This window comes from Streptomyces sp. NRRL S-455 (assembly GCF_000717875.1).
GTDB lineage: Bacteria > Actinomycetota > Actinomycetes > Streptomycetales > Streptomycetaceae > Streptomyces.
Map to the genome: position 1 here is coordinate 257,934 of NZ_JOCT01000012.1, position 10,878 is coordinate 268,811.

A 10,878-nucleotide genomic window follows, 5' to 3' on the forward strand; every position below is an offset into this window, starting at 1 on the left:
CCGGTGGGGAGTCGCGCGGGTAGTCGTGCACGGAGACCCCGACGCCGTTGTTCGGATCTCCGTGTGCCCGGCGAGCGGCACGCCCCAAAGCTAGGGCTCGGAAGGCAGAGCTCCCAATGAGGGAACCCCCTAAGGGAGTTGGGCAGGGAAAACCCTCGATGGGGACCCGTAAACCCAGGTCGGGTCAGGTCGTGCGGCGGCCCGCCGCCAGCCGCACGATGTCCACCCGCGAGCGGATCCCCAGCTTCCGGTAGACCCGGGTGAGCGTCGCCTCGACGGTCTTCACGCTGATGAACAGACGGGCCGCGATCTCCCGGTTGGTCGCTCCCTCCATCACCAGTGAGGCGACCTGACGCTCCATCGAGGCGAGGCCCTCCAGCGCGTCGAGGGCGACGGGCGGCGCCACGGAGGCCGGCTCCACCGCGGCGGGACCGGCCGCGACGGCCGCGTCGACCTGCCGCAGCCAGGGCAGCGCCCGGCACCGCCGGAACAGCCGGGCGGCCTCGTCGTAGGACGCCGGACCCGGCAGGCGGGTCCCGCCGGCGCGGGGGAAGGCGGCGGTCTGGGTGCGCAGGCGGGCCAGCGCGAAGGCAGCCCGGGCCTCCTCCAGGCCGTATCCGAGCCTGCCGAGCCGGTCCTGCACGGACGTCAACCGGACCAGGGCGGCCTCGTGTTCGCCATGGGCGGCCCGTACCAGCGCCTCGGCCCGGTCGAGCACGGCCAGCACGCTCTGCCGGCCCAGCCGCAGCGCGTGCACCCGTGCCGTGTCGATCACGTCCTGCGCCTCGCCCGGTTCACCGATGCGGACCAGGGCCTCTGCGAGGTCGCCGTGCCAGCGGCCGCGCGCCGGGTCGTTGATGCCGAGGCTCTGCTCCAGCTCCCGCACCCGGCGCAGCGAACGGACCGCGCCCGTCGGGTCCCCGGCCACCAACTGGGCGTAGCCCAGCGCCGCCAGCGCCCGGGACAGGTACATCTGGTCGCCGTCGACCTCGGCGTGGTCGGCCGCCTCACGGGCGAGGGCCATCGCCTGGTCGACATCCCCGGCCGAGGCCTCCGCGAGGGAGGTGAGCATGGCCGAGGCGCCCTCACCGATGCCGGAGTCCCGGGCGAGCCGCAGGCTCTCACGGGCCAGGTCGAGGGCCCGGCCGCAGTGCCCGGTGCGCAGCTCCGTCTCGGCGAGGAAGCGCAGGAAGTGCACCTCGCTCTCGACCATGCCGCGCCGCCGCACCTCACGCAGCAGCGCGGTGATGGTGGTCCGTGCCTCGGGCAGCTGGTCGCTCATGATGAGCCAGCGGAACCGGGCCGAGCCGGCACCGTTGTGGTGGCAGGCCACATAGGGGTCCTGGGGTTCCCTCAGCGCCCGTTTGACCGTGGCGGGGGCGTCCGGGTGGCCCATCAGGGTCTCGGTGGAGGCCTGGAAGGACAGCGCCATCAGCTCGGTGCGGCGGTCCCCGCCCCGGGCGGCCAGCTCCGCCGCGTGCGCGGCCTCCTGCCGGGCCTCGGCGAAGTCGCCCTCGACGACCAGTCCCCGCCAGGCCAGCTGGTAGTGGACCAGGGCGAGCAGGCCGGGGTCGTCCCCCGCGTCGGCCAGCACCTGCGGGAACACGGCGTCGACCTCACCGAGCGCCTGCCCGGCGGCCTCGATGACCACCATCCAGGCGCGTACCCGCTCCGCGGGCACGGTGGCACGCGTCAGTACGTCGCGGGCGATGTCCCGGGCGAGATCGGCCTCGCCGGCGGTGATCGCGTCCTCGGCGGCCTGCAGACGGCGCTCGTCCGGGCCGGGCGTACTGTCCGCGGGGGTGTGCCGGGCCGCGAGCAGCCCGAGCGACGCGGCCACGGACGGTGCCCCGCGGTCCCGGGCCAGCGCGCCGGCGTCGGCGAGCCGGGCCGCCACCTCCGGGTCGGTGCCGGTGGTCGCCAGGGCCAGGTGCCGGGCCCGCTCGATCGGGTCGGAGGCCGCGGTGGACAGCGCGGCGTGCACGGCCCGCCGTTCCCGCGCCGGGGCCTCCGCGTACAGAGCGGCCGAGATCAGCGGGTGCGCGAACCGTACGGCGGGGCCCTCCGCCTCCGTCGCCAGCAGCCCGAGCGCCGCCGCCTGGGCGGTCTCGGCCTCTGCCTGTTCCCGGCCGGCCGCGTGCAGCAGCGCCAGCGTGGGGCGGGCACCGGCGCTGGCCACGAGGAGGGTGCGGCGCGCCTCGTCCGACAGCATCTCCAGCCGGTTCAGCACCAGGGCCCGCAGTGAGGTGGGCACGGGCAGCGGCTCGCCGGGCCGGGGCCGGGCCGGGCTCTCGGCCAGGGCGCGGCCCAGCTCCAGGGCGAAGAGGGGGTTGCCACCGCTGGTGCGGTGGATGTCGCGGATCGTGGAGCGGGACAGGGGCGCGTAGCCGCGGTGGTCCAGCAGAGCCGAGACCTGCGTACGGGACAGCGGGCCCAGCCGGACGGCGAGGGTGTCGGGCGGGGACGCGCGTAGATGGCGGTCGTACTCCTGGCCCTCGGTCCGCACCGCGCACAGCATCTGCACGGGCGTGTCGCCCAGCCGGCGGGCGGCGAAGCCGAGCAGCTCGGCACTGGCGGCATCCAGCCACTGGAGGTCGTCGGCGACGACGAGCACCGGGCCCTTCGCGGCCAGCGCACGCAGCGCCGACAGCACGGCGAGGCGCAGCGCGAGCCCGTCCCGCTGGAGGGTGGACTCGCCGCGGCCGGTGAGCGCCGACTCCAGCGCGGTGCGCTGGGCCGCGGGCAGCCGGCCGGAGATCTCGTCCAGCACCAGGCCGAACAGGTCGGCCAGCGCCAGGAAGGGCAGATGGGATTCGGACTCGGTGGCCGAGCAGCGCAACACGGTCCGGGCCGCACCGGCGTCATCCGCGGCCAGCGCCCGCAGCACCGTCGACTTTCCGATTCCGGCGGGGCCGTGGAGCAGCACACTGCCGCCCCGGCCGAGCTGCTCACGCGCGGACGTGAACGCGTCCTCCCGGCCGATGACCAGGTCGGGGCGGCTCCTGGGAGGCTCCTGGAAGTCCCGTCGCACGGTCACGGATCCCCTCCCTGTGTCGTGTCCTGGCCAATATTAGGCAACAGTTCTTTGACTTTCGGAGGGACGGCGTGGTGAGGGAAATAACAGCACGCGTCGGCGGACGAAATTCACCGGCCTCCCGAATGCGGCGGAACACGACGGCGGCGCCCGGCCGGGTACCCGCCGGCACGGGGAACAGACGGACGTCACACAAAACACCCCGAACCTACGGCAACCATCCCGCCCGGCGCGCCGCGACCACGGCCTCGCCACGGGTCCGGGCACCCAGCTTCCGCATGGCCGACCGCAGATACCCCTTGACGGTCTCGGGCGTCACGCCCAGCCGCTCCGCTGCGACCGCGTTTGTTGCCCCGGCCGCGACACAGGCCAGCACGTCCACCTCGCGCGGCGCCAGCCGCACCCGGGGCGGCGGTGAACTCCCCGCCGTCAGCAACGCACACGCGTCGAGCAGCTCGGCGCGCAGCCGCTCGTCCGCGATCTTCGGAGCCAGCGCCCGCAGGGCCGCGTGCGCCTCCCGCACCTGCTCCCGGCCCGCGCCCGCCGCCCCGGCCTCGGCGGCGAGCGTCCGGGCCTCGTCCCGCACGACCAGGGCCCGCTCCACGTCCCGGGCCGCCTCCACGGCCGCGTCCAGGATGCGCCCGCCCAGAGGCCGGGCCGCGCGCAGCGCCCCGTACAGCACCCCGCGCACCCGATGCCGTACCACCACCGGCACGGCCAGCACCGAGCGCAGCCCCTCCACGGCGACCGGGGCGTCGTACTCGTGGCTGATCCGCCGCGACACCGAGTAGTCCGTCACCACGCACGGCCGGGTGAGCGCCACCGCCTTGCCGCCCAGACCGTTCCCGGACGTCACCACGAGCGACCGCAGTGCGTGCGTCGCCGTCCCGCTGAGTTCGCTGATGCGCATCTGATGCCCGGCCTCCATGAGGCCGCCGAAGGCGACCGGAAGGCCGGTGGTGCGGCGCAGACGCAGCAGCGCGTTCCGTATGTCGACCGCGTCGGACGCGTCCCCTGTCACCTGTTCGCCCCTTCACTACGACTGCCGTGCGGGCGCACCCCCCGTTCGGGGGTAGTGAGACCTGCGTCACGGATTACACGATGAAGGAGAGCCGCCCGGCAATGGTCCGGCACCCAGGAGGACAGATGACATCGGCGACGGAGCTGTTCCGCGACGCGCGGGACTTCCTGCTGGAACACCGCGAGGACTACGCGACGGCGTACGAGGGCTTCCGCTGGCCCCGCCCCGAGTACTTCAACTGGGCGCTCGACTGGTTCGACCGGATCGCTGACGGCAACACCCGCACCGCGCTGCACATCGTCGAGGAGGACGGCCACGAGACGCGGCTGTCCTTCGAAGAGATGTCCGCACGGTCGTCGCAGTGCGCGAACTGGCTGCGCGCCCGGGGCGTGCGCGCCGAGGACCGGATCCTCGTCATGCTCGGCAACCAGGCCGAACTGTGGATCACCGCGCTCGCGGCGATGAAACTGCGCGCCGTGGTCATCCCGGCCACCCCGCTGCTCGGCCCCGCCGACCTGCGCGACCGAGTCGACCGGGGGCGCGTCCGGCACGTCATCGTGCGCGCGGAGGACACCGGCAAGTTCACCGAGGTGCCCGGCGACTACACACGCATCGCGACCGGAGCCGCCCCGGACGGTTGGCTGCCGCTGGAGGACGCCCACAGCGCCCCGGCCGGCTTCACCCCCGACGGCCCGACCCGCGCCGACGACCCGCTGATGCTGTACTTCACCTCGGGCACCACCGCCCGGCCCAAACTCGTCGAGCACACCCACACGTCCTACCCCGTCGGGCACCTGGCGACCATGTACTGGATCGGCCTGAAGCCGGGTGACGTGCACCTGAACATCTCCTCACCTGGCTGGGCCAAGCACGCCTGGTCCAACCTCTTCGCCCCCTGGAACGCCGAGGCGACCGTCTTCCTCCACAACTACACGCGCTTCGACGCCGCCCGCCTGATGGCCGAGATGGACCGCGCGGGTGTCACCACCTTCTGCGCCCCGCCCACCGTCTGGCGCATGCTCATCCAGGCCGACCTGACCCAGCTCCGCACCCCGCCGCGCGAGGTCGTCGCCGCCGGTGAGCCGCTCAACCCGGAGGTCATCGAGCAGGTCCGCCGGGCCTGGGGCATCACCGTCCGGGACGGCTTCGGCCAGACCGAGACGGCCGTGCAGGTCGCCAACAGCCCCGGGCAGCCGCTCAAGACCGGCTCGATGGGCCGGCCGAGCCCCGGCTACCGCGTGGAGCTGCTGGACCCCGTCTCGGGCGCGCCGGGCGCGGCCGAGGGCGAGATCGCGCTCGACCTGTCGGCCCGCCCCGTCGGCCTGATGACCGGCTACCACGGCGACGCGGACCGCACGGCGGAGGCGATGGCCGGGGGCTACTACCGGACCGGAGACGTCGCTTCCAGGGACGAAGACGGATATCTGACGTATTTCGGTCGAAGTGACGACGTCTTCAAGGCCTCGGACTACAAGATCTCGCCCTTCGAGCTGGAGAGCGCGCTGCTGGAGCACGAGGCGGTGGCCGAGGCGGCCGTCGTGCCCGCGCCGGACGAACTGCGCCTCGCGGTCCCCAAGGCCTACGTCGTCCTGGCGGACGGCTGGCAGCCGGGCCCGGACACCGCGAAGGTACTGTTCGAGCACTCCCGTGAGGTGCTGGCCCCCTACAAGCGCATCCGGCGCCTGGAGTTCGGCGCCCTGCCCAAGACCGTCTCCGGCAAGATCCGCCGCATCGAGCTGCGCGAGGCCACGGCGGCCGGGTCGGACGCCGAGTACCGCGAGGAGGACTTCCGGTGAACTCCTACAGCCACGGCACCAGCGATACGCCCCTGCTCGGCGAGACCATCGGGGCCAACCTGGACCGGACGGTGGCCACCTGGCCGGACCGCGAGGCGCTGGTCGACGTGCCGTCCGGACGGCGCTGGACGTACCGCCAGTTCGGCGCGGCCGTCGACGAGCTGGCGTCGGCCCTGCTCGCGTCCGGAGTCACCAAGGGCGACCGGGTGGGCATCTGGGCCGTCAACTGTCCCGAGTGGGTGCTGGTCCAGTACGCCACGGCCCGCATCGGCGCGATCATGGTCAACATCAACCCGGCCTACCGCACCCACGAGGTCGAGTACGTCCTCAACCAGTCCGGCATCTCCCTCCTGTTCGCCTCCCTCAGCCACAAGACGAGCGACTACCGGGCGATGGTCGAACAAGTGCGGGGCAGATGCGGTGAGTTGCGCGAGGTCGTGTACTTCGGCGACCCGAGCTGGGAGGCGATGCTCGGGAGGGCGACTCCCGGTGCCCGGTTCGAGGACGGCCTGTCCTGCGACGACCCGATCAACATCCAGTACACGTCGGGCACGACCGGCTTCCCCAAGGGAGCCACCCTCTCCCACCACAACATCCTCAACAACGGTTACTTCGTGGGCGAGATGATCGCCTACAGCGAGCAGGACCGGGTGTGCGTCCCCGTGCCCTTCTACCACTGCTTCGGCATGGTCATGGGCAATCTGGCCGCCACGTCCCATGGCGCCTGTGTGGTGATCCCGGCCCCGTCCTTCGACCCGAAGGCCACGCTGGAGGCGGTCCAGCAGGAGCGCTGCACCTCCCTCTACGGCGTCCCCACCATGTTCATCGCGGAGCTCGGCCTCCCCGGCTTCGCCTCCTACGACCTCTCCTCCCTGCGCACCGGCATCATGGCGGGCTCGCCCTGCCCGGTGGAGGTGATGAAGCGGGTCGTCACGGAGATGCACATGGCCGAGGTGTCGATCTGCTACGGCATGACGGAGACCTCGCCCGTCTCCACCCAGACCCGGCGCGACGACGACCTGGAACACCGCACCGGCACGGTCGGCCGGGTCCTGCCGCACATCGAGGTCAAGGTCGTCGACCCCGCGACGGGCGTCACCCGACCCCGGGGTTCGGCGGGCGAGTTGTGCACCCGCGGCTACAGCGTGATGCTCGGCTACTGGAACGAGCCGGAGAAGACCGCAGAGGCCGTCGACGCGGGCCGCTGGATGCACACCGGCGACCTCGCGGTGATGCGCGAGGACGGCTACGTCGAGATCGTCGGCCGCATCAAGGACATGATCATCCGGGGCGGCGAGAACATCTACCCCCGTGAGATCGAGGAGTTCCTCTACACCCACCTCAAGATCCAGGACGTCCAGGTCGTGGGCGTCCCGCACGACCGGTACGGCGAGGAGGTCCTGGCCTGCGTCATCCCCGCCGACCCCGCCGACCCGCCCACCCTGGAGGAACTGCGGGCGTTCTGCGACGGCAAGCTGGCCCACTACAAGATCCCGAGCAGGCTGCGGATCCTCGACTCCTTCCCGATGACGGTGTCCGGCAAGGTACGCAAGGTGGAGCTGCGGGCGACGTACGAGGCGGACTGAGCGACGGCGACGGCGCCCGCGCCCCGGCCTCCTCAGCCGGCCGAGGCGGTTCCCGAAAGCCGGCCGAGACAGTCCCCGAAAGCCGGCCGAGTCAGTTCTGGAAAGCCGGCCGAGTCAGTTCTGGAACCGGCGCGTTCTCCTCCGCTTGCCTGACTGACCGGCGCGTACCGATCGGTGCGCGCCGGTGTCGTAGGCGGTCTCCGCGTCGCTCGAGCGGCTTACGCGCTCCGCTGTCCGGGGGATTTGAGCGTCGCGGTTCTGGCGTGGCGGAACCGGGCGGGAGCGTACTGGTGCTACTCACCGGGGCCGCGTGTCTCCCCGGCGAGGGACGACGGTCAGTGGTGCACGGCATCCCTCACCGCCCGTCGCTCCCCCGGAAGTCGGGGGGCGAGAAGCGGCCCCTTCCACCCGGATTCCTCGTGAAGGGCCGAACCATGCCTGGAACCGTAACGTTAGTCAGCGTCTCACCGAACCCCTCGGTCGTAGGCCAGCCGGTGACGCTGACCGCGACCATCATCCCACTCGGGCCGGGGACCCCGACCGGGACCGTCACCTTCACCGTCAGCGGCGGACCGACCGTGACGGCGCCCGTCGTGGGCGGTACCGCGACAGCGACGGTCAGCAACCTGCCCGTCGGAAGCCTCCCGGTCACGGCCACCTACAGCGGTGACGCCAACTTCACCTCGTCGACGGGCGCTACGACCGCGGTGGTCCTCAAGGCGTCCACCACCACGACGGTGACCTCGACACCTGATCCGTCGACCTTCGGTCAGACGGTGACGATCACGGCGACGGTGGCACCCGTCGCGCCGGGAACGGGCACCCCGACAGGCACGGTCACCTTCGTCATCAGCGGAGGGCCGACCCTGACGGCGCCGCTGGCAGGGGGAACGGCGACGGTCACCACCAACACGCTGAGCGTCGGCCCGCACTCGATCACCGCGATCTACTCCGGAGACGCCAAGTACCTGCCGTCGACGGGTTCGGACACGCACACGGTGCAGGGCAAGGCGGCCACCACGACGACGGTGACCTCGTCGCCGGATCCCTCGGTGGTGGGTCAGCAGGTGAGCTTCACCGCCACCGTGGCGCCGGTGCCCCCGGGGTCGGGCACGCCCACCGGAACGGTGACCTTCACCTTCGGGGACGGGTCGCCCACGGTGACGGTTCCCCTGGTGGGAGGTGCCGCGACGGTCAACCACACCTACACCAGCACCAGCGGCAGCCCGTACACCGTCACCGCGACCTACAGCGGGAACGCCAACTTCAACCCCTCGACGGGCGTCGACACCCAGACCGTGCTGCCGGCGGCGACGACCACGACGGTGGTGTCCTCGCCGGATCCTTCGGTGGTGGGGCAGCCGGTGACGTTCACGGCGACGGTCGTTCCGGTGGCTCCGGGCGCGGGTACGCCGTCGGGCACGGTCACCTTCACCTTCGGCGACGGATCACCGCCGGTGACGGTGCCGCTGTCCGGAGGCACCGCCACCACCACGCACGCCTACACCAGCACCACAGGCAGCCCGTTCACGGTGACGGCCACCTACAGCGGCACCGGGAACTTCACACCGTCGTCCGGCACGGACACCCAGACCGTGCTGCAGGCGGCGACCACCACGACAGTGGTGTCCTCGCCGGATCCTTCGGTGGTGGGGCAGCCGGTGACCTTCACCGCGACGGTCGCTCCGGTGGCTCCGGGTGCGGGCACGCCGACCGGGACGGTGACCTTCGACTTCGGCGACGGTTCGCCGACGGTCACCGGCACCCTGGCGGGCGGTACGGCGACGGCGACCCACACCTACACCACGACGACCGGCAGCCCGTTCACCGTCACCGCCACCTACGGCGGGAGCAGCAACTTCGCCGGGTCCTCGGACACCGACACACACACCGTCAACCAGTCGGCGACGACCACGACGGTCACGTCCACGCCGGATCCCTCGACAGTCGGCCAGCCGGTGACCATCACCACGACGGTCGCGCCGGCCGCACCGGGGGCCGGCACGCCCACGGGGAACGTCACCATCAACTTCGGTGACGGCAGCCCGTCCACGACGGTGCCCCTGGTGGCCGGCGTCGCGACGGTGACCCACACCTACACCACGACGACCGGCAGCCCGTTCACCATCACCGCCTCCTACGGCGGCGACAGCAACTTCGGCTCCTCCACCGGCACGGACACGCAGACGGTGAACGCGGCGTCGACGACCACGACCGTGACCTCGTCGCCGGATCCGTCGGTGGTGGGGGAGTCGGTGACGTTCACGCCGGCAGCCCGTTCACCGTCACCGCTGCCTACGGCGGGGACGGTGACTTCTCCGGTTCGACCGGCACCGACACCCAGACCGTGCTCGCGGCGGCGACGACCACGACGGTGGTGTCTGCGCCGGATCCTTCGGTGGTGGGCGAGTCGGTGACGTTCACGGCGACGGTCGTTCCGGTGGCTCCGGGCGCGGGTACGCCGACGGGCACGGTCACCTTCACCTTCGGCGACGCAAGCCCGCCGGTCACTTCACCGTCACCGCCTCCTACAGCGGGGACGGCAACTTCTCCTCCTCCACCGGCACCGACACCCAGACGGTGAACGCGGCGGCGACGACCACGACGGTGGTGTCTGCGCCGGATCCGTCGGTGGTGGGTGAGCAGGTGACGTTCACGGCGACGGTCGTTCCGGTGGCTCCGGGCTGGTGGGCGGCACGGCGACGGCCACCCACGCCTACACCTCCACGACCGGCAGCCCGTTCACGGTCACCGCCTCCTACGGCGGGGACGGCAACTTCTCCTCCTCCACCGACACGGACACGCAGACCGTGCTCGCGGCGGCGACGACCACGACGGTGGTGTCTGCGCCGGATCCGTCGGTGGTGGGTGAGTCGGTGACGTTCACGGCGACGGTGGCTCCGGTGGCTCCGGGTGACGACGGTGGTGTCTGCGCCGGATCCGTCGGTGGTGGGTGAGCAGGTGACGTTCACGGCGACGGTCGTTCCGGTGGCTCCGGGGCAAGCCCGCCGGTCACGGTGCCGGTCGCAGGTGGCACGGCGACGGCCACCCACGCCTACACCACGACGACGGGCAGCCCGTTCATCGTGACGGCGTCCTATGGCGGTGACGGTGACTTCTCTTCCTCCACCGGCACCGACACGCAGACGGTGAACGTGGCGTCGACGACCACGACCGTGACCTCGTCACCGGATCCGTCGGTGGTGGGTGAGTCGGTGACGTTCACGGCGACGGTGGCTCCGGTGGCTCCGGGTGCGGGTACGCCGACGGGGACGGTCACGTTCGACGCCGGTGACGGTGACTTCTCCGCCTCGACCGGCACGGACACGCAGACCGTGCTGCCGGCGGCGACGACCACGACGGTGGTGTCTGCGCCGGATCCGTCGGTGGTGGGTGAGTCGGTGACGTTCACGGCGACGGTGGCTCCGGTGGCTCCGGGTG

The 10,878-nt window shown here is 72.1% G+C and carries 8 protein-coding genes; 4 read left to right on the forward strand and 4 right to left on the reverse strand.

Annotated elements, in window-relative coordinates; genetic code table 11:
* Positions 1-184: 184 nt before the first annotated feature.
* Positions 185-3,037 carry an AAA family ATPase gene (locus IE97_RS0118405; protein ID WP_030241057.1) on the reverse strand — a complete coding sequence of 951 codons (2,853 nt, stop codon included), beginning with the start codon at positions 3,035-3,037 and terminating at the stop codon, positions 185-187.
* A gap of 205 nt (positions 3,038-3,242) precedes the next feature.
* On the reverse strand, positions 3,243-4,055 hold the full coding sequence (locus IE97_RS0118410; protein ID WP_030241059.1) for a helix-turn-helix transcriptional regulator: 813 nt from the start codon (positions 4,053-4,055) through the stop codon (positions 3,243-3,245).
* 125 nt (positions 4,056-4,180) lie between these two features.
* Here IE97_RS0118410 and IE97_RS0118415 point away from each other — a divergent pair, with 125 nt between their 5' ends.
* The 3 genes from IE97_RS0118415 to IE97_RS42155 all read left to right on the forward strand — a co-directional run bounded on the left by IE97_RS0118415 (position 4,181) and on the right by IE97_RS42155 (position 9,854).
* Entirely contained in the window at positions 4,181-5,851 is a 1,671-nt protein-coding gene (locus IE97_RS0118415; protein WP_030241061.1) for an AMP-binding protein, read from the forward strand.
* On the forward strand, positions 5,848-7,437 hold the full coding sequence (locus IE97_RS0118420) for an AMP-binding protein (RefSeq protein WP_030241065.1): 1,590 nt from the start codon (positions 5,848-5,850) through the stop codon (positions 7,435-7,437). Before IE97_RS0118415 ends, IE97_RS0118420 begins: the two co-directional genes overlap by 4 nt.
* A gap of 434 nt (positions 7,438-7,871) precedes the next feature.
* Entirely contained in the window at positions 7,872-9,854 is a 1,983-nt protein-coding gene (locus IE97_RS42155; RefSeq protein ID WP_158708312.1) for a beta strand repeat-containing protein, read from the forward strand.
* A 111-nt stretch (positions 9,855-9,965) separates the two neighbouring features.
* Here the strand turns inward: IE97_RS42155 and IE97_RS43465 are convergent, their stop codons facing one another.
* Positions 9,966-10,094, reverse strand: a complete 129-nt coding sequence (locus IE97_RS43465; protein ID WP_267881781.1) for a hypothetical protein — start codon at positions 10,092-10,094, stop codon at positions 9,966-9,968.
* Positions 10,095-10,124: 30 nt separating this feature from the next.
* Between IE97_RS43465 and IE97_RS43065 the strand changes: the two genes are divergently transcribed.
* Complete coding sequence (locus IE97_RS43065) at positions 10,125-10,394, forward strand: hypothetical protein (protein ID WP_030241069.1); 270 nt, start codon at positions 10,125-10,127, stop codon at positions 10,392-10,394.
* Between the two features lie 140 nt (positions 10,395-10,534).
* Here the strand turns inward: IE97_RS43065 and IE97_RS0118445 are convergent.
* The coding region (locus tag IE97_RS0118445) for a hypothetical protein (RefSeq protein WP_030241073.1) at positions 10,535-10,878 on the reverse strand (344 nt) is incomplete at its 5' end.

Excerpts from the sequence above, each read along its gene's own strand:
- IE97_RS0118415 (WP_030241061.1), top strand. The coding sequence starts at position 4,181 with ATGACATCGGCGACGGAGCTGTTCCGCGACGCGCGGGACTTCCTGCTG.
- IE97_RS42155 (WP_158708312.1), top strand. The coding sequence starts at position 7,872 with ATGCCTGGAACCGTAACGTTAGTCAGCGTCTCACCGAACCCCTCGGTC.